Source organism: Rhizobium sp. FKL33 (assembly GCF_005222915.1).
GTDB lineage: Bacteria > Pseudomonadota > Alphaproteobacteria > Rhizobiales > Rhizobiaceae > Rhizobium_E.
This window is the reverse complement of the sequence record NZ_STFX01000031.1, coordinates 322,232-345,228: the sequence shown is the minus strand read 5'-3', so window position 1 is coordinate 345,228 and position 22,997 is coordinate 322,232. Positions and strand designations below refer to the sequence as shown.

The 22,997-nt window shown below is 62.8% G+C and carries 22 protein-coding genes; 19 read left to right on the top strand and 3 right to left on the bottom strand.

Annotated elements, in window-relative coordinates:
• Position 1: 1 nt before the first annotated feature.
• Positions 2-532, bottom strand: coding sequence for a L,D-transpeptidase family protein (locus E8Q41_RS19805; protein WP_137157276.1), 531 nt, complete (start codon positions 530-532; stop codon positions 2-4).
• A 151-nt stretch (positions 533-683) separates the two neighbouring features.
• Here E8Q41_RS19805 and E8Q41_RS19800 point away from each other — a divergent pair, with 151 nt between their 5' ends.
• The 19 genes from E8Q41_RS19800 (at position 684) to bfr (ending at position 21,190) form a co-directional block, all read left to right on the top strand.
• Complete coding sequence (locus tag E8Q41_RS19800) at positions 684-1,367, top strand: response regulator transcription factor (protein ID WP_137157275.1); 684 nt, start codon at positions 684-686, stop codon at positions 1,365-1,367.
• 13 nt (positions 1,368-1,380) lie between these two features.
• Positions 1,381-1,836: a cyclic nucleotide-binding domain-containing protein gene (locus E8Q41_RS19795; RefSeq protein ID WP_137157274.1), complete on the top strand. Its 456-nt coding sequence runs from the start codon at positions 1,381-1,383 to the stop codon at positions 1,834-1,836.
• 68 nt (positions 1,837-1,904) lie between these two features.
• Positions 1,905-2,798 (top strand): GlxA family transcriptional regulator, encoded by an 894-nt coding sequence (locus E8Q41_RS19790; RefSeq protein WP_137157343.1) that lies wholly within the window; start codon positions 1,905-1,907, stop codon positions 2,796-2,798.
• 73 nt (positions 2,799-2,871) lie between these two features.
• Positions 2,872-3,534 (top strand): XRE family transcriptional regulator, encoded by a 663-nt coding sequence (locus E8Q41_RS19785; RefSeq protein ID WP_137157273.1) that lies wholly within the window; start codon positions 2,872-2,874, stop codon positions 3,532-3,534.
• A 75-nt stretch (positions 3,535-3,609) separates the two neighbouring features.
• Positions 3,610-4,515 carry a glutamine amidotransferase family protein gene (locus E8Q41_RS19780; RefSeq protein ID WP_137157272.1) on the top strand — a complete coding sequence of 302 codons (906 nt, stop codon included), beginning with the start codon at positions 3,610-3,612 and terminating at the stop codon, positions 4,513-4,515.
• 37 nt (positions 4,516-4,552) lie between these two features.
• The gene (locus E8Q41_RS19775; protein ID WP_137157271.1) at positions 4,553-5,239 is read left to right on the top strand and encodes a GXGXG domain-containing protein; all 687 of its coding nucleotides are present in this window, start codon (positions 4,553-4,555) and stop codon (positions 5,237-5,239) included.
• 14 nt (positions 5,240-5,253) lie between these two features.
• Positions 5,254-6,582: an FMN-binding glutamate synthase family protein gene (locus E8Q41_RS19770; protein WP_137157270.1), complete on the top strand. Its 1,329-nt coding sequence runs from the start codon at positions 5,254-5,256 to the stop codon at positions 6,580-6,582.
• A 1-nt stretch (position 6,583) separates the two neighbouring features.
• Positions 6,584-7,045, top strand: a complete 462-nt coding sequence (locus E8Q41_RS19765; RefSeq protein WP_137157269.1) for an OsmC family protein — start codon at positions 6,584-6,586, stop codon at positions 7,043-7,045.
• Positions 7,046-7,139: 94 nt separating this feature from the next.
• The gene (gene glnT / locus E8Q41_RS19760; protein WP_137157268.1) at positions 7,140-8,447 is read left to right on the top strand and encodes a type III glutamate--ammonia ligase; all 1,308 of its coding nucleotides are present in this window, start codon (positions 7,140-7,142) and stop codon (positions 8,445-8,447) included.
• Positions 8,448-8,654: 207 nt separating this feature from the next.
• Entirely contained in the window at positions 8,655-9,539 is an 885-nt protein-coding gene (purU, locus tag E8Q41_RS19755; RefSeq protein WP_137157267.1) for a formyltetrahydrofolate deformylase, read from the top strand.
• A 213-nt stretch (positions 9,540-9,752) separates the two neighbouring features.
• A complete protein-coding gene (locus tag E8Q41_RS19750) occupies positions 9,753-10,496 on the top strand; it encodes a LuxR family transcriptional regulator (RefSeq protein WP_137157266.1) in 744 nt (247 codons plus the stop codon).
• A gap of 215 nt (positions 10,497-10,711) precedes the next feature.
• Positions 10,712-14,170, top strand: coding sequence for a pyruvate carboxylase (gene pyc, locus E8Q41_RS19745; RefSeq protein ID WP_137157265.1), 3,459 nt, complete (start codon positions 10,712-10,714; stop codon positions 14,168-14,170).
• A gap of 191 nt (positions 14,171-14,361) precedes the next feature.
• Positions 14,362-16,005 (top strand): EAL domain-containing protein, encoded by a 1,644-nt coding sequence (locus E8Q41_RS19740; RefSeq protein ID WP_137157264.1) that lies wholly within the window; start codon positions 14,362-14,364, stop codon positions 16,003-16,005.
• Positions 16,006-16,086: 81 nt separating this feature from the next.
• Positions 16,087-16,857 (top strand): DeoR/GlpR family DNA-binding transcription regulator, encoded by a 771-nt coding sequence (locus tag E8Q41_RS19735; RefSeq protein WP_137157263.1) that lies wholly within the window; start codon positions 16,087-16,089, stop codon positions 16,855-16,857.
• Between the two features lie 70 nt (positions 16,858-16,927).
• Complete coding sequence (locus E8Q41_RS19730) at positions 16,928-18,130, top strand: MFS transporter (RefSeq protein WP_137157262.1); 1,203 nt, start codon at positions 16,928-16,930, stop codon at positions 18,128-18,130.
• Positions 18,131-18,214: 84 nt separating this feature from the next.
• A complete protein-coding gene (gene pncA, locus E8Q41_RS19725) occupies positions 18,215-18,814 on the top strand; it encodes a bifunctional nicotinamidase/pyrazinamidase (RefSeq protein WP_137157261.1) in 600 nt (199 codons plus the stop codon).
• A gap of 21 nt (positions 18,815-18,835) precedes the next feature.
• On the top strand, positions 18,836-20,143 hold the full coding sequence (gene pncB / locus E8Q41_RS19720) for a nicotinate phosphoribosyltransferase (RefSeq protein WP_137157260.1): 1,308 nt from the start codon (positions 18,836-18,838) through the stop codon (positions 20,141-20,143).
• A gap of 132 nt (positions 20,144-20,275) precedes the next feature.
• A complete protein-coding gene (locus E8Q41_RS19715; RefSeq protein ID WP_137157259.1) occupies positions 20,276-20,587 on the top strand; it encodes a (2Fe-2S)-binding protein in 312 nt (103 codons plus the stop codon).
• 117 nt (positions 20,588-20,704) lie between these two features.
• Positions 20,705-21,190, top strand: a complete 486-nt coding sequence (bfr, locus tag E8Q41_RS19710; RefSeq protein ID WP_137157258.1) for a bacterioferritin — start codon at positions 20,705-20,707, stop codon at positions 21,188-21,190.
• 66 nt (positions 21,191-21,256) lie between these two features.
• Here bfr and E8Q41_RS19705 read toward each other — a convergent pair whose 3' ends face one another.
• Both E8Q41_RS19705 and E8Q41_RS19700 read right to left on the bottom strand, forming a co-directional pair.
• Positions 21,257-21,781 (bottom strand): RNA pyrophosphohydrolase, encoded by a 525-nt coding sequence (locus tag E8Q41_RS19705; protein WP_137157257.1) that lies wholly within the window; start codon positions 21,779-21,781, stop codon positions 21,257-21,259.
• A 32-nt stretch (positions 21,782-21,813) separates the two neighbouring features.
• The gene (locus tag E8Q41_RS19700; RefSeq protein WP_137157256.1) at positions 21,814-22,995 is read right to left on the bottom strand and encodes a divergent polysaccharide deacetylase family protein; all 1,182 of its coding nucleotides are present in this window, start codon (positions 22,993-22,995) and stop codon (positions 21,814-21,816) included.
• Positions 22,996-22,997 lie beyond the last annotated feature (2 nt).

Sequence of the window (22,997 nt, the reverse complement as noted above, 5' to 3'; positions counted from 1 at the left end):
TTCAGAGCGCGCGCAGCACCGTCTGCGGCCCGATCAGCGGCAGCAGACGCTCCATGTCGCGTCTGGCGATCGCCACGCAGCCTTCCGTGGGCGTGTAGCCGGGGCGGGCGAGATGGAAGAAGATCGCCGAGCCCGCCCCCTGCTTCCTCATCGCGACATTCCAGTCGAGAACGAGGCAGATGTCGTAGAGCCCATCGCTCCGCGTCATCTTTTCGTGGCTCTTCCGAAAGGGCGCCCGAACTGGCCGGTTGTAATTGGCGTCGCCGGGCGCGTCGCACCACAGCATCCATTGCCGGATAGGAATCAGCTTCAGCCGGGATTGCGGCGGGGCGCCATGGTCGCGGCGGTAGAAGCCGTAAAGGATCCTCATCGCCGCGATCGGGGTTGCGCCATCGCCTTCGCGCTTGCGGCTCGACCGGCCGGAACGGCCGAGCGCGGCGCGAAAGGTGAGATGACCCGCCTGAAGAATGGCGCGACTGGGATCGCCGGGCGCGAGACGCACGATGATTTCAGCGAGCGGTTTTGGCGGCATTATCGGCTCCAGGCGCGTTTTTCACAGAGATTTGTGTTGCAGGTGATGTTTTTTCCGAAGCTAGGAGAAGGCGGAATCGCCCCGGCCTTGCCCTTGCTGCGTATTCTGACATACCAATCGATTGACTCGTTGCAAATGAGAGAACGACGCCATGAACGCCCGCAACCTTCTTCTCGTGGATGACGACCAGGATCTGCGCGAAGCGCTCGTCGAACAATTGGCGCTCTACGAGGAATTCCGCGTCGTCGAGGAAGCCACAGCCGCCAAGGGCATCCACACCGCCCGCTCCGAACAGATCGACCTGCTGATCATGGATGTCGGCCTGCCCGACATGGATGGCCGCGAAGCGGTGAAACTGTTGCGCAAGAACGGCTTCAAGAGCCCGATCATCATGCTGACGGGGCACGACACCGACGCTGACACGATTCTCGGCCTCGAAGCCGGCGCCAACGACTATGTCACCAAGCCCTTCCGCTTCGCCGTGTTGCTTGCGCGCATCCGCGCCCAGTTGCGCCAGTATGAGCAGAGCGAGGACGCGACCTTCAATGTCGGCCCCTATCTGTTCAAGCCGGCGCAAAAACTGCTGACCGATCAGGACGGCAAGAAGATCAGGCTGACCGAAAAGGAAGCGGCGATCATCCGCTATCTCTTCCGCGCAGGCCAGAAATCTGTGAGCCGCGACGAATTGCTGGAGGAGGTCTGGGGCTACAATTCCGGCGTCACCACGCATACGCTGGAGACGCATGTCTACCGCCTGCGCCAGAAGATCGAACGCGATCCGTCCAACGCCGAAATTCTCGTGACCGAGAATGGCGGCTACAAGATCATTCCGTAAGGCAGGACAGGCTTTGGCGCTCAAGGACGATATTGCCCTCTTCCAGCGGCTGACGATCTTCCGGGATCTGAGTGAAGACCATTTGCGGCTCCTGGCCTTCGGCGCCGAGCGTCGCCGCATCGAGCCCGGCCGCATCCTGTTTCGTCAGGGCGAGGCGGCCGACGGCGCCTATGTGGTGACCATGGGCCGCATCGACCTCGTTCGCTATTCGCCCTCGCGCGGCGAGCACAAAACGGGCGAAGCCGGTCCCGGCTCCATGCTGACCGAAATCGCTATGGTGGCCGAAGTGGAACGGCAGTTCTCCGCCGTCGCCGCCGAAGCGAGCGAGGTGATCCGCATCTCCCGGGCGCTGTTTCACCGCATGCTGGAGGAATATCCCGAAGTGGCCGTATCGCTCGAAGCCCGGCTGAGGGAGAATTTCACCAAGCTCGCGGCCGATCTGGAGGCCCTGTCGGCGAGGTTCACGTGACGGCGCGACGGGACGCCAGCGACGAACTTTTCCGGATCGGCTTCCTGCTGCTTCCCGGCTATGCGCTGATGTCCTTCGCCTCTGCGGTCGAACCGCTGCGCGCCGCAAACCTGTTGGCCGGCAAACCGCTTTTCGATCTGCGCTTTTTCGGCGCCGAGACCGAGATGGCGGAAGCCTCCATTGGCGTGCTCGCCCCGGTCGAACCGCCGCCGCGCGATGCGGGCGAACTCGATCTTCTGCTCGTGGTGGCCGGCGGCGATCCGGCCCGCTATCTCGCCAATACGACGTTGACCGCCTTTCTGAGACGCATGGCGCGGGCGGGGCTGGCGCTGGGCGGCATTTCGGGCGGCCCATTTCTGCTGGCGGCTGCAGGCCTGCTGTCGGGACGCCGCTTCACCGTGCATTGGGAGCACGCCGCGGCGCTGACCGAGCGCTGGCCCGATCTCGTGCCCGAAAGAGTGCGTTTCGTGATCGACCGTGACCGCATCACCTGCGGCGGCGGCATCGCGCCCCTCGATCTCATGCATGCGCTGATCGAGGATCGGCATGGACCCGATTTCGCTCGCGCCGTGAGCGACTGGTTCTTGCATCGGCATGTCGATCCGCCCACCAGTCCGCAACGCTCGTCGGTGGCCGCGCGCTACGGCATTCGCCATGCCGGCCTGATCGCCGTGCTCGAACGCATGGAGCATTCGGTGGAGGAGCCGGCAAGCCGGGCGGAGCTCGCGGCGCTCGCCGGCGTCTCCGAACGCCATCTCGACCGACTGTTCGCCGCCCATCTCAACGCCAGCTCGCAACAGGAATATCTGCGCATCCGGCTCGAGCATGGCCGGTCCCTCCTACGACAGAGCCCGATGAAGATCGCCGAGATCGCGCTGGCCTGCGGCTTTTCCGGCGCCTCGCAATTTTCGCGCGCCTTTCGCAGGCTTTATGGCGAAAGCCCGAGCGAGTTGCGAAAATAGCGAAACCCTCTTTCCTGTGGCGAGAATTTTCTGCTACGAATTTCACCTTGAGGAAAATCGGAAAGAACAACTGATGTCGACGATCAAAGCCGGCCATGACGGCCTGCCGTTTCAGAACCCCCACGCCGTGCGCGAAGAGGCGAGAGAAAACAATCTGGAGCGGGCCATCGGCCATGAAGTGCGGACGCTGCGCAAGAAGCTCGGCATCACCGGCTCGGATCTCGCCAGCGCCACCGGCATTTCGCTGGGCATGCTGTCGAAGATCGAAAACGGCAACACGTCGCCGTCGCTGACCACGCTGCAGGCGCTGGCCCAGGCGCTGGGCGTGCCGGTCACCGCCTTTTTCCGGCGTTTCGAGGAAAGCCGCAACGCGATGTTCGTGAAAGCCGGCGAAGGCGTGGAACTCGAACGCCGCGGCACCCGCGCCGGCCACCAATACAATCTGCTCGGCCATATCGGCAACAACACGTCGGGCGTGGTGGTCGAACCCTATCTGATCACGCTCACCACCGATTCGGACGTCTTCCCGACGTTTCAGCATGAGGGACTGGAGTTCCTCTATATGCTGGAGGGAGAGGTCCATTACCGCCATGGCGACAAGCTCTATCCGATGACCCCCGGCGACAGCCTGTATTTCGACGCCGATGCGCCGCATGGACCCGAAGTGCTGGTGAAACTGCCGGCGCGCTATCTCTCGATCATTTCCTATCCGGAAAAAGCGCGCGGACGCCGCTAAATTTTCTTTCATAACAGTTGAACTAATTTCATGTGGGTGATATTCGTCCAGTCGTAGGAACTGGAGAATGAACCCATGTGCGGCATTGTTGGCCTCTTCATCAAAGACAAAAGCCTGGAGCCGGAACTCGGCGCGCTGCTTTCGGACATGCTGATCACGATGACCGATCGCGGACCTGATTCCGCCGGCATCGCGATCTATGGCGGCGCGGAAAGCGGCAAGGCGAAAATCACCGTGCAATCGGCCTCGCCCGAGACGGATTTCGCCGGCCTCGACGCCGATCTCGCCAAGGCGGGCGTCAACGCCGCCGTCGAGCGCAAGAGCACGCATGCAGTGATCGAGGTCGCGCAGGCGGACCTGCCGCGCATGCGCGAGATCCTTGCCGAGATCCGTCCGGACATCAGGCTGATGGGCTCGGGCGAAAGCGTCGAGATCTACAAGGAAGTCGGCCTGCCCAAGGATGTCGTGGCCCGTTTCGGCGTCCGCGCCATGAAGGGTACGCATGGCATCGGCCATACCCGCATGGCCACCGAAAGCGCCGTCACCACGCTCGGCGCCCATCCCTTTTCGACCGGGCCGGACCAGTGCCTGGTGCATAACGGCTCGCTGTCGAACCACAACAATCTCCGCCGCGAACTGATCCGCGAAGGCATGCGCTTCGAAACTCAGAACGATTCCGAAGTCGCCGCCGCCTATCTCACCGCCGAAATGGCCAAGGGCAAGGATCTCGGCGAAGCCCTGACCGGCGCGCTCGACGATCTCGACGGCTTCTTCACCTTCGTGGTCGGCACCAAATCCGGCTTCGGCGTGGTGCGCGATCCCATCGCCTGCAAGCCCGCCGTGATGGCCGAGACCGACCAATATGTCGCCTTCGGCTCGGAATACCGCGCGCTCGTGAACCTGCCGGGCATCGAGAACGCCCGCGTCTGGGAGCCGGAGCCGGCCACCGTCTATTTCTGGGACCACGACAAGGCGGCCTGAGCCCGTCCGCGTTTCAAGACAGGAAAGTTAGAAATCCATGCCAGTATTCGATCTGTCGCAAACGCCGCTGCGCGATCTCAACAAAGCGCTGCACGGCCTCGCCGCCGGCGCCAACGACACCAGTTTCGAAGTCATCAATCCGCGCGGCCATCACGCCGTCGCCGTCGGCATCGACAGCCCCGTCACCGTCGAGATCAAGGGCTCCGTCGGCTATTACTGCGCCGGTATGAATGACGGCGGGACCGTCACCGTGCACGGCTCCGCAGGCCCCGGCGTCGCCGAAAACATGATGAGCGGCTCGGTCGTCATCGAAGGCGACGCCAGCCAGTATGCCGGCGCCACCGGTCGCGGCGGCCTGCTCGTCATCAAGGGCAACGCCGCCTCGCGCTGCGGCATTTCCATGAAGGGCATCGACATCGTCGTGCACGGCTCGATCGGCCATATGTCGGCCTTCATGGGCCAGTCTGGCCATCTCGTGGTCTGCGGCGACGCGGGCGAAGCGCTCGGCGATTCGCTCTACGAGGCCAAGCTGTTCGTGCGCGGCTCGGTCAAAAGCCTCGGCGCCGACTGCATCGAAAAGGAGATGCGGCCCGAACATCTCGAAAAGCTCGCCGAGCTTCTCGAAAAGGGCGGCGTGACCGGGGTCAAGCCCGAAGAGTTCAAGCGCTACGGCTCGGCGCGCAAGCTCTACAATTTCAACATCGACAATGCCGACGCTTACTGAGGCAAGGGGAAATCATGTCCTATCACAATCCCTATACCCCGCCCCGCAAATCCGCGACCTTCGACGACTATACACTCGCCGAAATCCGTCGCGCCGCAGCGACCGGCATTTATGACATCCGCGGCGCCGGCACCAAGCGCAAGGTTCCGCATTTCGACGACCTCCTGTTTCTCGGCGCCTCGATCTCGCGCTATCCGCTCGAAGGCTATCGCGAGAAATGCGACACGTCCGTGGTGCTCGGCACCCGCTTTGCCAAGAAGCCGATCCACCTCAAGACGCCGATCACCATCGCCGGCATGAGCTTCGGCGCGCTGTCCGGCAACGCCAAGGAAGCGCTCGGCCGCGGCGCGACGCTCGCCGGCACCTCGACGACGACGGGCGACGGCGGCATGACCGATGAGGAACGCGGCCATTCCGAGAAGCTCGTCTATCAATATCTGCCGTCGCGCTACGGCATGAATCCGAAAGATCTGCGCCGCGCCGACGCCATCGAAGTCGTGGTCGGCCAGGGCGCCAAGCCCGGCGGCGGCGGCATGCTGCTCGGACAGAAGATCTCCGACCGCGTCGCCAATATGCGCAACCTGCCTAAAGGCATCGACCAGCGCTCGGCCTGCCGCCATCCGGACTGGACCGGCCCCGACGATCTCGAAATCAAGATCCTCGAACTACGCGAAATCACCGATTGGGAAAAGCCGATCTATGTGAAGGTCGGCGGTGCCCGTCCTTATTACGACACGGCGCTTGCGGTGAAGGCCGGGGCCGACGTCGTGGTGCTCGACGGCATGCAGGGCGGCACCGCCGCCACCCAAGACGTGTTCATCGAGAATGTCGGCATGCCGACGCTCGCCTGCATCCGTCCGGCCGTCCAGGCGCTACAGGATCTCGGCATGCATCGCAAGGTGCAGCTGGTGATTTCGGGCGGCATCCGCTCGGGCGCAGATGTCGCGAAAGCCCTGGCGCTGGGCGCCGACGCCGTCGCCATCGGCACGGCGGCGCTGGTCGCCATCGGCGACAACGACCCGAAATGGGAAGAAGAATATCAGAAGCTCGGCACCACCGCCGGCGCCTATGACGACTGGCATGAAGGCAAGGACCCGGCCGGCATCACCACGCAGGATCCGGAGCTCGCCGCCCGTCTCGACCCTGTCGCCGCCGGCCGCCGTCTCGCCAACTATCTCAAGGTGATGACGCTCGAGGCTCAGACCATCGCCCGGGCCTGCGGCAAGAACAAGCTGCACAATCTCGAGCCGGAAGATCTCTGCGCGCTGACGATGGAAGCCGCCGCCATGGCTCAGGTGCCGCTTGCCGGCACCAGCTGGTACCCGGGCAAGGGAGGCTTCTGACATGGCGAGCTACACCGCCACGATCCTCTGGGAGCGCGCGGAGAGCGAGGTGTTTTCGGACAGCCGCTTCAGCCGCGGGCATTCCTGGGCGTTCGACGGCGGTGTGGTTCTCAGGGCATCGTCATCGCCGCATGTCGTGCCCCGTTTTTCCGACCCGGCAGGGGTCGATCCGGAGGAGGCCTTCGTCGCCAGCCTCTCGTCCTGCCATATGATGACCTTCCTCTACCTCGCGGCAAAGCGGGGACTGGTGGTCAATCGTTATGAGGATCACGCCGAAGGCGTCATGGAAAAGAACGCCTCGGGACGTTTCTGGGTCAGCCGGGTGACGCTCCGGCCCCGCATCGCTTGGGAGGGCAATGCGCCGGAAAAGTCTGTGATCGACGACCTTCATCATCTCGCACATGAGGAGTGCTTCATCGCCAATTCGGTTCGCACCGAGATCCGCTGCGAGCCCGTCGACTGAGAGCGAGACCGGAGAGAACGCCGCAGGCGCGTCCGGACCTCGCGACATCCACATGTTTCAGGGGCCGTAGAGCCCCGCATCAAGGGGAACTGAAATGACACTGGATCTTGAAAGCTGGGCCAAGGAGCGCGGCGTCAAATATTTCATGGTCAGCTATACCGACCTGTTCGGCGCCCAGCGCGCCAAGCTGGTCCCCACCGCCGCGATCAGGGGCATGCAGGAGGAAGGCGCAGGCTTTGCCGGCTTCGCCACCTGGCTCGACATGACGCCCGCCCATCCCGACCTCTTCGCCAAGCCGGATCCGTCCTCGGTCATCCAGCTGCCCTGGAAGAAGGACGTCGCCTGGGTGGCCGCCGATTGCATCATGGAGGACGAACTGGTCGAACAGGCGCCGCGCGTGGTGCTGAAGAAGCGCATCGCCGAAGCCGCCGAGAAAGGCCTGCGCGTCAAGACCGGCGTCGAGGCCGAATTCTTCCTGATCACGCCCGACGGTTCGACCATTTCGGACCCTGCCGACACCGCCGAAAAGCCCTGCTACGACCAGCAGGCGCTGCTCCGCCGCTACGACGTGATCGCAGAGATCTGCGATTACATGCTGGAACTCGGCTGGAAGCCCTATCAGAACGACCATGAAGACGCCAACGGCCAGTTCGAGATGAACTGGGAGTATGACGACGCGCTTGCTACCGCCGACAAGCATTCCTTCTTCAAGTTTATGGTCAAGTCGGTGGCCGAAAAGCACGGCCTTCGCGCCACCTTCATGCCCAAGCCGTTCAAGGGGCTGACCGGAAACGGCTGCCATTGCCACATTTCGGTCTGGGATCTCGACGGCAAGGTCAACGCCTTCGCCGACAAGGCCATGCCTTTCGGCCTGTCGCAAAAGGGCAAGACCTTCCTCGGCGGGATCATGAAGCACGCTTCGGCGCTCGCCGCGATCACCAATCCGACCGTCAATTCCTACAAGCGCATCAACGCGCCGCGCACCATATCGGGCGCGACCTGGGCGCCCAACACGGTGACCTGGACCGGCAACAACCGTACCCATATGGTGCGCGTGCCCGGCCCCGGCCGCTTCGAACTCCGCCTGCCCGACGGAGCCGTCAACCCCTATCTCCTGCAGGCGATCATCATCGCCGCCGGCCTGAGCGGGCTGGCGAGCGACGCCGATCCCGGCCCGCATCACGACATCGACATGTACAGGGACGGCCATAAGATCACCGACGCGCCGCGCCTGCCCCTCAACCTTCTGGATGCGCTGCGCGAATATGACCGCGACGAAGGCCTCAAAGCCGCCATGGGCGACGCCTTCTCCTCGGCCTATCTCAAGCTGAAGCATCAGGAATGGAACAGCTACTGCTCCCAGTTCACCGAATGGGAAAGGTCGACGACGCTCGATATTTGACGGGCGGCATCAAAGAGCTGTCGCAAACAGCAAATAGCGACACAGGAAATGCCCTATGCTGCCCCCCGAACCGACGCTCTCGCCAAAGATCCGGCGGCGGGCGTCCGGACCGGGGGCGGCCTTGTCACGGGCGCCAGGGAAAGTTAAGGCGGGCCTCGCCGGTCCGCCGGGTGGAATTTTATCAAACAGGCGTTCGAAAGGCCTCACATGAAGAACTATGTCCTGACCGTATCCTGTGTTTCGACCAGAGGCATCGTCGCGGCCATCACCGGCTTCCTGGCCGACAAGGGTTGCTACATCGTCGACTCCTCGCAGTTCGACGACCTCGACACCGGCATGTTCTTCATGCGGCTGACCTTCACCAGCCAGGAAGGCGTGGCGATAGAGGAGATCGCCGAAGGCTTCGAGCCGGTGAAGAAGAAGTTCGCCATGGTTTCCGAATTCCATGACGGCGACGCCAAGATGAAGGTGCTGTTGATGGTGTCGCGCTTCGGCCACTGCCTCAACGACCTGCTCTATCGCTGGAAGATCGGCGCGCTGCCGATCGACATCGTCGGCGTGGTCTCCAACCATTTCGATTACCAGAAGGTCGTCGTCAATCACGACATCCCCTTCCATCACGTCAACGTCACCAAGGCCAACAAGCCGCAGGCCGAAGCCCGCCTGATGGAGATCGTCGAACAGTCCGGCGCCGAACTCATCGTGCTCGCCCGCTACATGCAGGTGCTCTCCGACGACATCTGCAAGAAGATGTCTGGCCGGATCATCAACATCCATCACTCCTTCCTGCCGAGCTTCAAGGGCGCCAACCCCTATAAGCAGGCTTTCGAGCGCGGCGTGAAGCTGATCGGCGCGACCGCTCACTACGTGACCGCCGACCTCGACGAAGGTCCGATCATCGAGCAGGACGTCGCCCGCATCACCCATGCGCAGTCGGCCTCCGACTATGTCTCGATCGGCCGCGACGTGGAAAGCCAGGTTCTGGCGCGCGCCATCCATGCGCATATCCATCACCGCACCTTCCTGAACGGCAACAAGACGATCGTCTTCCCGGCGAGCCCGGGCTCCTACGCCTCCGAGCGCATGGGCTGATAGCGGCCTGACCATACTGTCCTAAAAGAGCCGTCGACGCCCGCCGTCGGCGGCTTTCCGTTTGTCGAACTGGCAAAAGCCGTCGAATGCGAAAAATACGGAGAGGCGATAGTGCGAGAAGTAGCAGTTTCTCCCGAATGAAAAATATGGTTTTGTCGATTCGATTGCCTATTAGAAATCTTTAAAGCAGAACGAATCCGCACGGAGCAAGACTTGCGATTCACAGAGATCATGCATTTTCTGGTGACGATATCCGAAGTTCCATCTTCGGAGCTGCTGTCGACGGAAATAGAACGGATTCTGAACGTATACGGGTTCAAGTATTACTGCGTCTTTCATCAGCCGAAGCCGATTGAAAACGCCGCAGAACTCATTGTAGCCGCAAATTGGCCGGCGGATTGGGTCAAACGTTACGTGGCGAAGAAGTACATCGTCATGGACCCGACGATCCGTTTCCTGCTGCGCGCCAATCGCAGTTTCTCCTGGCGCCAGGCAGTGGAGGCCTATCGGGACAATCCGCATTACCGCCGGATGAAGGCGATGATGGCGGACGGCAAGGCGCATGGCCTCACGTCGGGATACATCTTCCCGGTCTTTTCGCGCGCCGGCCTGATCGGCGCCACCACGATCGGCGGACCTGAAGATATCGAACTGTCGCCGGCCGAAGTCGCGCTGCTCGAGACCGCCTTCCGCAACGCCTATATCCGCTATCTCGAATTCATGGGCGAGGCGCCCGCCCTGGCCGTGCAGCCGACAGCGGAAATCACCATGACGCATCGCGAGATCCAGGCGCTCAACAATCTCGCCGAGGGCAGGACCTCGCCGGAGATCGGCGCCATTCTCAACGTCTCCTCCAACACGGTCGACTGGTATGTCGCAAGCCTGCAGGCCAAGCTCAAGGCGCGCAACCGCAACCATGCGGTCGCCCTGGCGTTCAGGCAGGGTTTGATCACCTGAATCGATTTAAATTGTTTCTGACGAATGAAACAATCAAATTGAATTTCTGTGTGCGACGCGCTAGCGTCTGTTCGCGCGCGCAATATTTTTCTGCCGTTCCGCACAAAAAAATCTTCGCCGGTGGGGGAAACCGGCGGCGCTGATTGAACAGGTCGACCGGCGCGGCGGAGATATCATGGGCGTGTTACACATCCGTGTCAGGAGGGACTTCGGCCTTGTCTATCAAGAAAATTCTCGTCGCCAACCGGTCCGAGATCGCGATCCGCATCTTCCGCGCCGCCAATGAACTGGGACTGAAAACAGTCGCCATATGGGCGGAAGAAGACAAGCTGGCGCTGCACCGCTTCAAGGCCGACGAATCCTATCAGGTCGGCCGGGGCCCGCATCTCGAGCGGGATCTCGGACCCATCGAGAGCTATCTGTCGATCGACGAAGTCATCCGCGTCGCCAAACTGTCTGGCGCGGACGCCATTCATCCCGGCTACGGCCTCCTGTCGGAAAGCCCGGAATTCGCCGAAGCCTGCGCCGAGGCCGGCATCACCTTTATCGGCCCCAAGCCCGAGACCATGCGCCAGCTGGGCAACAAGGTCGCGGCCCGCAATCTCGCCATTTCCATCGGCGTGCCGGTGGTGCCCGCGACCGAGCCGCTGCCGGATGATCCCGAAGAGATCAAGCGTCTCGCCGACGAGATCGGCTATCCCGTGATGCTCAAGGCCTCCTGGGGCGGCGGCGGCCGCGGCATGCGCGCCATCCGCGATCCCAAGGATCTTTTGAAGGAAGTGACCGAAGCCAAGCGCGAGGCCAAGGCCGCCTTCGGCAAGGACGAGGTGTATCTCGAAAAGCTGGTCGAACGCGCCCGCCATGTCGAAAGCCAGGTGCTCGGCGACACGCATGGCAATGTCGTGCATCTGTTCGAGCGCGACTGCTCCATCCAGCGCCGCAACCAGAAGGTCGTCGAGCGCGCCCCCGCGCCCTATCTCTCCGACGCCCAGCGCCAGGAGCTCGCCGGTTATTCGCTGCGCATCGCCGAAGCCACCAACTATATCGGCGCCGGCACCGTTGAATATCTGATGGACTCCGACACCGGCAAATTCTACTTCATCGAAGTCAATCCGCGCATCCAGGTCGAGCACACCGTCACCGAACAGGTGACCGGCATCGACATCGTCAAGGCGCAGATTCACATTCTCGACGGCTTTGCGATCGGAACGCCCGAATCCGGCGTCCCGGCCCAGGAAGACATCCACCTCAACGGCCACGCCCTGCAGTGCCGCATCACCACCGAGGATCCGGAGCAGAATTTCATTCCGGATTACGGCCGCATCACCGCCTATCGCGGCGCGACCGGTTTCGGCATTCGTCTCGACGGCGGCACCGCCTATTCCGGCGCCTTCATCACCCGCTATTACGATCCGCTGCTCGAAAAGGTGACCGCCTGGGCGCCGACGCCGACCGAGGCGATCCAACGCATGCATCGCGCGCTGCGCGAATTCCGCATCCGCGGCGTTGCGACCAACCTGACCTTCCTGGAAGCGATCATCAGCCATCCGGCCTTCCAGAACAACAGCTATACGACGCGCTTCATCGACACGACGCCGGAACTGTTCCAGCAGGTCAAACGCCAGGACCGCGCCACCAAGTTGCTCACCTATATCGCCGACGTGACCGTCAACGGTCATCCCGAGGTCAAGGGCCGCGCCAAGCCTCCGAAGGACGCGGCAGCGCCTGTGATCCCGTTCTGCGACCTGCCGCAGCAGCCCGGCACCAAACAGCTTCTCGACGATCTCGGCCCGAAGAAATTCGCCGACTGGATGGTCGCCCAGAAGCGCGTGCTGATGACCGACACGACGATGCGCGATGGCCATCAGTCGCTGCTGGCGACGCGCATGCGCACCTATGACATCGCGGCCATCGCCGGCACCTATTCCAAGGCGCTGCCGAACCTGTTCTCGCTGGAGTGCTGGGGCGGGGCGACCTTCGACGTCGCCATGCGCTTCCTGACCGAAGATCCCTGGGAACGCCTGTCGCTGATCCGCCAGAATGCGCCGAACTTCCTGTTGCAGATGCTGCTGCGCGGGGCGAACGGCGTCGGCTACAAGAACTATCCCGACAATGTCGTGAAGTATTTCGTCCGGCATGCGGCCAAGGGCGGCATCGACCTCTTCCGGGTGTTCGACTGCCTGAACTGGGTCGAGAACATGCGCGTCTCCATGGATGCGGTGATCGAGGAGAACAAGCTGTGCGAGGCGGTGATCTGCTACACCGGCGACATCCTCAACTCCGCCCGTCCGAAATATGATCTGAAATATTACGTCGATCTCGCCAAGCAGCTGGAAAAGGCGGGCGCGCATATCATCGCCGTCAAGGACATGGCCGGCCTCTTGAAGCCGGCTGCGGCCCGCGTGCTGTTCCGCGAACTCAAGCAGGCGACGTCTCTGCCGATCCACTTCCACACCCATGACACGTCGGGCATCTCGGCCGCGACCGTGCTGGCGGCCGTGGAAGCGGGCGTCGATGCGGTGGACGCCGCCATGGACGCTTTCTCCGGCAACACCTCGCAGCCCTGCCTGGGCTCGATCGTCGAGGCGCTGTCGGGCACCGAGCGCGATCCCGGCCTCGACCCCGCCTGGATCCGCCGCATCTCCTTCTACTGGGAAGCGGTGCGGACCCAATACGCCGCCTTCGAAAGCGACCTCAAGGGACCGGCGTCCGAAGTCTATCTGCATGAAATGCCGGGCGGCCAGTTCACCAATCTCAAGGAGCAGGCCCGCTCGCTCGGTCTCGAGACCAAGTGGCACAAGGTCGCCCAGGCCTATGCCGACGCCAACCAGATGTTCGGCGATATCGTCAAGGTGACGCCGTCCTCCAAGGTGGTCGGCGACATGGCGCTGATGATGGTGAGCCAAGATCTCGCCGTCGAAGACGTGGTCGATCCGGCCAAGGAGATCTCCTTCCCGGAATCGGTCGTTTCCATGCTGAAGGGCGATCTCGGCCAGCCCCCGGGCGGCTGGCCGGAAGCCTTGCAGAAGAAGGCGCTGAAAGGCGAGAAGCCCTACACCGCCCGTCCCGGCTCGCTGCTGGCGGACGCCGATCTCGACAAGGAGCGCGCCGAGATCGAAGCCAAGCTCGAACGCAAGATCAGCGACTTTGAATTCGCCTCCTACCTGATGTATCCGAAGGTGTTCACCGATTTCGCCCTCGCGCAGGATCAGTATGGTCCGGTGTCGGTGCTGCCGACGCCCAATTACTTCTACGGCCTGCCGCCGGGCGAGGAACTGTTCGCCGACATCGAACAGGGCAAGACGCTGGTGATCCTCAACCAGGCGATCGGCGAAACCAATCAGAAGGGCATGGTGACCGTGTTCTTCGAATTGAACGGCCAGCCGCGCCGCATCAAGGTGCCGAACCGCGCCCAGGGCGCGGCCAATGGCGCGATCCGCCGCAAGGCCGAGGCCGGCAACGCCGCCCAACTCGGCGCGCCGATGCCGGGCGTCGTCTCGACGGTGGCGGTGGCGCAGGGCCAACAGGTCAAGGCCGGCGACGTGCTGCTCTCCATCGAAGCAATGAAGATGGAAACCGCGCTGCATGCCGAGAAAGATGGCGTGATCGCCGAAGTGCTGGTCCGCGCCGGCGACCAGATCGACGCCAAGGATCTGCTGATCGTTTTCAGTTGATGAACGACACAATCAGGACAGGGCGTTCGCGCCCTGTCTTTTCCGGTTGATATCGGCGCGCATAAACGCTTTCTTTACGTCGAATCTGAAGAAGATTCGGATAATTCCGTAAAATTTGAGTCGATTTAAACCGGGTTAAGGCTTTTCCCCTAGCTTTCTCGGCGTCAGACAACGACCGCAAGGGCCGAGCCGTGGAACACGAGCCGCTTCAAGACCTCGCAACCCGACGCCGACAGAGGGCCGAAAACCTCCTGATCGCCGGCGTCACCCTCCTGTTGTTCGTGATCGCAATGACATGGGGATGGCATCACGACCTCGCAACGTTGTTCTCCTCTTCACATCCGGCGCAGTCCGCCCCGGTCTCTGCGCCGCTGACCAAATCCTTCGGGCCAAAGATCGAGGCCGCGGACGGACATGAGACTTTCGACGCGATCCTGATGTTCGGCCTGATTGCGAGCCTGGGCCTGACCGCCTTCGCCGTCGTTCAATACCAGCGTCTGCGGGCCGCGCTGCGTCGCCAGCAGGAGGCGGAGCTGCATTCGCGCCGGCTCGCCATGCACGACCAGCTGACCGGCCTCGCCAATCGCCGCAATTTCGAAAGCTTCGCCGAACGCGCCATGTTCGAACGCCCCGCCACGGAAAAGCGGGCGGTCTTCCTCATCGACCTCGATCACTTCAAGCCGGTCAACGACGCCCACGGCCATGCGGCGGGCGACAAGGTGCTGATCGATTTCGCGAGCCGGATCGAAGGCCATTTTCCGGGCGGGCTCGTCGCCCGTTTCGGCGGCGACGAATTCGCCGCCATCACCCCGCCGCTCGCCGACGATCAGGATGCGCTGAATTACGCCCGCTATGTGATCGCCGCCGTTCAGGCGTCCTTCGATTACAAGGGCCTGTCCCTGCGCGTCGGCGCATCGGTCGGCGTCGCCATGATCGGCGATGCGGTCGACACCGTGGGCGAAGCCCTGCGCCGGGCCGACATCGCTCTCTACGAGGCCAAACGGCGCGGACGCCGCCAGATCGCCGTCTATGAAAGCGCACTGGAAAGCGCCGTGCAGGCTCGCAGCTGGATGGAGGCCGAATTGCGGCTGGCGCTGCAGAACGGCGACATTGTCCCCTATTTCCAGCCGATCGTCGATCTCTCGACCCGCGACGTGATCGGCTATGAGGCGCTGGCGCGCTGGCGGCACCAGACCCGCGGCATGATCAATCCCGCCGATTTCATTCCCGTCGCCGAACAGACCGGGCAGGTGCAGCAGGTCTGCGAGACGATCCTTGCCCAGTCGGTGACGCTCGCCCGCTTCTGGCCGGCGCATGTCATGCTGTCGGTCAATCTCTCGCCGGTGCAATTGCGCGACAAGGATCTGGCCCAGAAGCTGCTCGCCATTCTCGCCGCCCATGATTTCCCGGCCGCCCGGCTCGAGGTGGAGATCACCGAAAATGCGCTGATCACCGACTTGATGACCGCAAAGACCAATATCGAGGCGCTGCGCGCCGCGGGCGTGTCCGTCGCGCTTGACGATTTCGGCACGGGCGCTTCGACGCTCAATCATCTTCGCGTCTGCCAATTCGACAAGATCAAGATCGACCAGACCTTCGTGCAATCCATGGCCGACAGCAATGACAGCATCGCCATCATCAGCGCGATTATCGGCCTGTCGCGGAATTTCAATCTGCGCTGCACAGCGGAAGGCATTGAAAAGGCAAGCGATCTGGAGCTTCTGAGCGGCTGGGGCTGTGCCGAGGGACAGGGCTACCTGTTCGGCCGCCCTGCCGAGCGCACAGCGTTCGAGACGATGGTCCGACCCGAAGACAGCGCCGCCGCGAGCGTCTGAAGCTTCACAAGAAGCAAAATCACGCCATTGACGCGCCGCGCCTGATTGTGCATGTTCATGCCGAATTCGACAGGCGTGACCATGACTGATTATCTACCCCATGAGAGGCAAGCCGCAATCCTGCGCAAACTGACGGAAGACGGCCGGGTTCTTGCCGCCGATCTCGCTGCGCTCTTCGAGACGTCGGAAGATACGATCCGGCGCGACCTCAGGGAAATGGCCGCGCAGGGCGTCTGCCGCCGCGTCTATGGCGGGGCTTTGCCGATGGACGCGCCGCAGCCTCTCAGCCGTCGCATCGATGTCGCCGTCGATCGCAAGCAGGCGCTGGCGCGCCGCGCGGCGCAGCTGATCGAGCCGGGATCCAGCCTGTTCATCGACGCCGGAAGCTCCAATCTCGCCATCGCCCGCGATCTCCCCTTGGACGCCGGGCTGACGGTGATCACCAATGCGCCGGTGATCGCCGCGGCCCTGATGGACCGCCGCGACATAGACGTGGCGCTGATCGGCGGAAGCATGGATCATAAATCCGGGGCGATCCTCGGCGCCAAGGCCATTACCGAAGCCGGCTCCTATCGCACCGACATCTGTATTCTCGGAAGCTGCGGCCTCGACATCGAGACCGGCGTCACCGCCTCCTTCCTCGAGGAGGCCGAGTTCAAGCGCGCCATGGCCAGAGCCAGCCGCAGCGTCATTGCCGCCGTAACCAATGAAAAGCTGGGCTGCCCGGCTCCCTTTCCCGTGCTCGGCCTGTCGGACCGTTTCACCGTCGTGGTGGAACATGACGCCGATGACACGGTTTGCGCGGGTCTTGCCGGTTCGGGCGCCCGTTTCGTGAAGGCGTCGTCACCGTGAGACGCGCGCCTCTGACAGAACCTTCAAACGACGTTTGCTTCGCGGCCCGGCCGCGCCAGGAGGAGTATTCATGACCACGCCCGTCCGTTCCGCCGCCCCGCCCTTGACCGGCTCCTATCCCAAGGAGCGCATCGCCGTCTCGCTGCTGTTCCTGGCGAACGGCCTCTACATCGGCGCCTGGTCTCCGAAACTGCCGGTGATCGCCGAAACGCTGTCGCTGTCGCCGCAATGGATGGGTTATCTCCTGTTGTTCTTCGGCGTCGGCTCGGTCACCATCATGCCGCTGGCCGGCGCGCAGATCGCCCGGTACGGCTCCAGCAAGGTGGCGATGGCCTTTTCCATCCTGTTCCTGCCGCTGATGATGCTGTTGACCTTCGCGCCGAACTTCGCATCAGCCGCCGTGGTCGTGTTCATGCTCGGCGGCTTTGCGGGCGCGATGGACGTGGCGATGAACGCCAATGCGGTGGAGGTGGAAAAGCGCATGCGCCGGGCGATCATGTCGTCCTGCCACGCTTATTGGAGCCTCGGCGGCCTGATCGGTTCGGCGACCGGCGGCGCGCTGATCGACCAGTTCGGCCCGGTCTGGCACGCCGTGATCATCACCGTCTTCAACGCCGGCGTCGTCGCCCTCGCTTTCGCCTGGCTGATGCCCGACGGGCCGCACGCGGAAGAACATCATGAGGCCGGCCCACGGCCGAGCATTTTCTCCAGCCCCCTGCCCTGGCTACTCGGCTTCATGGCGCTGTTCTCCATGCTGCAGGAAGGCATCGTGATCGACTGGAGCGCGCTCTATCTCAGCCGCGAACTCGGCGCGACGCTGACCGTGGCCTCGCTGGCCGCAGGTTCCTTCCACGCCACGATGATGATCGTGCGATTTGGCGGAGACGCCGTGCGCGATCGCCTGGGCGCAGTCAAGACGATGCGGATCTCCGGCGCCATCGCCTTTGCCGGCATGTGGATCGGCGCTTTTGCGCCGCATCCCTATGTCGCCGTCTTCGGCTTCGCATTGGCGGGTCTCGGCGTCGCCAATCTCGTGCCGATCGCCTTTTCGGCCGCCGGCAATCTGCCCGGCATGGCCAAGGGCGTCGGCCTCTCCGTTGTCACCGCCATGGGCTATTCCGGCACCCTGTTTGCCCCCACCCTGTTCGGCTTCGTGGTGGAGCATACCGGCTATCAGGCGATCTATATCGGTGCGCCGCTGCTGCTCGCCATCGTGTTGGCGTTGTCAGGCCTTGCCCGCCACGCCGATGGCGTCAAGGGCGGAGGTCATTGACATTGCGCCATAATCAGGCCGGCCGGGCTTGTCTCCCGGCCGCAAACATGATTGACCTTTCATCAGACACATATGGGGGTTGACATGCTGAGAGAAGCGCTTGTCGTCATCGACGTCCAGAACGATTTCTGCCCCGGCGGCGCGCTCGCGGTTGCCGATGGCGACGCGATCCTGCCGGCCGTCAACGCGCTGATTTCACGTTTCGACCATGTGGCGCTGACCCAGGACTGGCATCCGGCGGGACATTCAAGCTTCGCATCCAGCCATGCCGGCAAGGCCCCGTTCGACAGCGTGACCATGCCCTATGGCGAACAGACGCTCTGGCCGGATCATTGCATCCAGGGCACGCCCGGCGCGGAGTTCCATCCGGGACTGGTCTGGACCAAGGCCGAGCTGGTGATCCGCAAGGGCTATCGGACAGCGATCGATTCCTATTCGGCGTTCTTCGAGAACGACCATACCACGCCGACGGGCCTCGCCGGCTATCTGCGCGAACGCGGCATCGAGGCCGTGACGCTCTGCGGGTTGGCCACCGATTTCTGCGTCGCCTTCTCGGCGCTCGACGCCGTGGCCGCCGGCTTCAAGACCACGGTGGCGCTCGACGCCTGTCGCGGCATCGATCTCGGCGGATCGATGAGCGCGCAACTTGAAAAAATGCGGCAGGCGGGCGTGACGCTCGTCTGACAGGCACGGAGGAGACGCCGCATGGCGGCCAAGACAGATATCGCCCGGCGCGTGTACAATCACGCCTGGAAGCTCGACCCGATCGTGCGCAGTCTGCTCGACACGGATTTCTACAAGCTCCTGATGCTGCAGATGATCTGGAAGCTGCATCCGGATGTGCGCGCCACTTTCTCGCTGATCAACCGGACGACGCGCGTGCGCCTCGCCGACGATATCGACGAGCAGGAACTCCGCGACCAGCTCGACCATGTCCGTGAGCTGCGCTTCACCAAGAAGGAGCTGATCTGGCTCGCCGGCAACACCTTCTACGGCAAGAAGCAGATCTTTGAACCTGACTTCATCGCCTTTCTCGCCAGTTTCCGCATGCCGGACTATGAGCTGTCCGTGAAGGATGGCCAGTATGAGCTGTGCTTCGAAGGCCGCTGGCTGGAAACCACGATGTGGGAGATCCCGGCGCTGGCGATCATCAACGAGCTCCGCTCGCGGGCGGCGATGAAGGGCCTGGGCCAGTTCACGCTCGATGTGCTCTATGCTCGCGCCAAAGCGAAGATGTGGTCGAAGGTCGAGCGCTTGCGGCAATATCCCGGCCTTCGCATCTCCGATTTCGGCACACGGCGCAGGCATTCCTTCCTCTGGCATCGCTGGTGCGTCGAAGCGCTGAAGGAAGGCATCGGCCCGGCTTTCACCGGCACATCCAATGTTCTGCTCGCCATGGACACCGATCTCGAAGCCGTCGGCACCAATGCGCATGAATTGCCGATGGTGAAGGCGGCGCTCGCCGAAACCGACGAGGCGCTGGGCCAGGCGCCCTACAAGGTGCTGGAGGACTGGACCCAGCTTTACGGCGGCAATCTGCTCATCGTGCTGCCCGACGCTTTCGGCACGGCGGCTTTCCTGCGCAACGCGCCGGACTGGGTGGCCGACTGGACCGGCTTCCGTCCCGACAGCGCTCCGCCGATCGAAGGCGGCCAGAGGATCATCGACTGGTGGAAGGCGCATGGACGTGATCCGCGCGAGAAGCTGCTGATCTTCTCCGACGGGCTCGATGTCGACACGATCATCGAGACCTACAAGCATTTCGAAGGCCAGGTGCGCATGAGCTTCGGCTGGGGCACCAATCTCACCAACGACTTCCAGGGTTGCGCGCCCACCGAACTTCTGGGGCTCGACGCCATTTCGATCGTCTGCAAGGTCGTCGAGGCCAATGGCCGACCGGCGGTGAAACTGTCGGACAATCCGCGCAAGGCGACCGGCGATCCTTCGGAGGTGGAACGCTACAAGCGCTTCTTCGGCACCGAAGACTTCCATGAATTGCAGCTCAGAGTGTGACGGGTCAGACGAGGCCGGCGCTAAAGTGGAGAAACGTTGACATATTTTGTCGCAGGACCCGCTGTTTTTCTTGACATTTGCCATCCGCTTTTAGATAACGGGGCATATTGGAAGACGAGCGGGTTTCTCGCCATGATGGTCTGCAGCTGCAACATTATCACCGACAAAGAGATCAGGGACGTGATCGTCTCGATGCTCGATGAGGACTGTTGGCAGCTGATCGTGCCGGGCAAGGTCTATCATGCGATGAACAAGCGTGGCAAATGCTGCGGCTGTTTCCCCAACGTCGTCGACATCATCGTCAGCACCACTGAAGACTACCACGCCCGTCATCGCGGCGAGACGGCGGAAGTGGTGGATTTCCTCGACCGCCTCAAGCGTTTCCACGCCGAGCAGAAGGCCGAGATCATCGAGCGCCGCCAGCGCATGTCGCGCGTCGCCTGAATATTGTCTGTCGGCAAACCTCCCAATTTTGGAATCATTCCAAACTAGGGGCTCGACTTTGCGTGTGTTTCCTGCTCTTATCCCGTCATACTTACGTTGGATAACAGGAGACGACATATGAAGGGCGACGCCAGAGTCATCGAACGCCTCAACGAGGCACTGTTCCTCGAACTGGGAGCGGTCAACCAGTACTGGCTGCATTACCGCCTGCTCGAGGACTGGGGCTATCTCAAGCTCGCCAAGAAGGAACGCGCCGAATCGATCGAGGAAATGCAGCATGCCGACAAGATCGTCGCTCGCATCATTTTCCTCGAAGGCCATCCGAACCTGCAGACGCTCGCGCCGCTGCGCATCGGCCAGACGGTGAAGGAAGTGCTCGAAGCCGATCTCGCCGGTGAATACGACGCCCGCACGTCCTACAAAAAGTCCCGCGACATCTGTCACGAGGCCGGCGACTATGTGTCGATGAAGCTGTTCGAACAGCTTCTGATCGATGAAGAAGGCCATATCGATTTCCTGGAAACCCAGCTCGAACTGCTGTCCAAGCTCGGCGAAGAAAAGTATGGCCAGCTGAACGCCGCCTCCGCCGACGAAGCGGAATAATCGGCCGTCAGAATTGCAAAAGCCGCCGGAACCGGGTTCCGGCGGCTTTTCTATTGGCTTTGGAGATCAGGCCGTGACGCCGGAGAGATGCGCGAATTCGGCAACCACCTGATCATAGACCGCGCGCTTGAACGGCACGATCAGGCCCGGCAGATCCTCCATCCGCTTCCATTCCCATTGGTCGAATTCAGGTTCGTGGCCGCCCGGCGGCGGGTTGATGGCGATTTCGGAATCCTCGCCTTCGAAACGGAAGGCGAACCAGGCCTGGGTCTGGCCACGATATTTGCCCTTGAGACCGATGCCGATCAGTTCCGGCGGCAGGTCGTAATGGATCCAGTCCTTGGCGCGGGCGATCAGCGTCGCCGACTTGATGCCGGTTTCCTCATAGAGTTCGCGATAGGCGGCCGCTTCCGGATCCTCGCCCTTGTCGATGCCGCCCTGCGGCATCTGCCAGAGCTGCGGCGAGCCGTCATATTCGGAATTGCCGAGCGGGATGCGCCGGCCGGCCCAGACCAGGCCCTCTCGATTGAGCACCATGATGCCCACACAGGGGCGGTAGGGCAGGTCTTCGGCCTTGATCGTCTTGCTCATCGTCTTGTCCTTGCGCGACCTTCGCGCTTTCGTCAGTTGGGAACGGTTGCGAGGGCGGAGACGCCCACGATCTCGATGCCGCGACGCGCCGCCTCGCGCGACCATTCGGCAATAGCGGCGACGCTGTCGTCGAAGGCGGAGGCGACGCCGATCGCCGAACCCTTGCGCAGCGCGATGCGCTCGAGATCGTCGAGCTTGGCGAGAATGGCGCCGTGATTGACCTCCTGGTCGAGCACGAGATCGGCGAAGGCGTGCGGCATGCCATAGGCCTTGGCGTAGACAGGCGACAGCGACTGCGACGCCGTGCCGTCGTCGAGGAACATCAAGCCGCGCCGGGCGATGTCGCGCAGCACAGGCGCCGACGCGTCCGCATCGGACAGGAAACGGCCGCCGAGAAAATTCATCACGCCGGTGTAATTGGTCATCTTGCCCATGCTTTGATGCAGGAGATCGAGATTGCGCGCCTCGCTCTGGTCATGGGTCAGCGTCAACGGACCGGGATCGTTGTCGGGATAATCGAACGGCTCCATCGGCGCCTGAAGCAGGATTTCATGGCCGGTGCGCCGGGCTTCCGGCGCCCAGCGCGACAGGGAATTGCCATTGGCGGCGAAAGCCAGCGTGATCTCTTCCGGCAGAACCTGCAACGCCTTCTGCGTGCTGGTCTGGCTGAGGCCGAGGCCGGCGACGACGATGGCGATTCGCGTGCCCCGCGCGCCCGACCAGGGACGGGCGTAACGATCGAAGGGCCGCGTGCCGTCCGCGGCGATCACCGGCAGTTTGCCATCGGGCGTGTCTTCGATCAGCGCTTCATCGGGAAAGGCTGCGAGATCGGGCGATTGCGGGCCGGTCGCCGTCGCGTCGATCAGCTTGGGGCCGTCCTCGGATTGATCGCGCGGGCTGTACTTGGTCACCACCGAGCCATCCGGCATCACCTGCCGGACGACATTGGCTCCATCCGAAGGGCGGCTCGGCTTGATGCCGTTCGGATCCTCAGGGGCGGCGACAACCGTCTCCTCGGCAGGCGCGGCAGTCGCCTCGGCCGGCGGCGCCGGCTTCTGCAGCGGATCGGGGGACAGATAGGGGTAGGCGGCGAGGCCGGCGAAGATCAGGACGACGAGCGACGACGCAAAAATGCGCCCCCAGGGGAGCCCGGGGCGCGCATCATGTTTCGGCTTTCGCCCTTTGCCCAGCGGCGATTGGAGTCCCGACGTCACGT